Annotated in this window: 1 protein-coding gene; it reads left to right on the plus strand. The window is 69.1% G+C overall.

The annotated features are described in order from the left end of the window. Positions 1–45: 45 nt before the first annotated feature. A partial coding sequence (locus tag ACYF6T_RS44790) for an alcohol dehydrogenase catalytic domain-containing protein (RefSeq protein ID WP_461703739.1) occupies positions 46–278 on the plus strand: 233 nt, incomplete at its 3' end.

Genomic DNA, 278 nt, shown 5'->3' on the forward strand with positions numbered 1-278 from the left:
CCTGCTGGTGAGTGTGCGTGGCGTCTTGGTCTGTCGGGGGTGCCGGTGCTGGAGAACGTGTCGGTGGTGCGGTGTCCGGAGGTGTGGGAGCCGTTGGGGGAGGGGTTGGTGCGGATCGAGGTGCGGGCGGCGGGGGTGAACTTCCGGGATGTGTTGATCGCGTTGGGGATGTATCCGGATGCCGATGGGGTGTTCGGGGGCACGGAGGGTGCGGGGGTGGTGAGGGCGGTGGGGCCCGGTGTCACGAGTGTGCGGGTGGGGGATCGGGTGATGGGGAT

This window comes from Streptomyces sp. 7R007 (genome assembly GCF_054850255.1).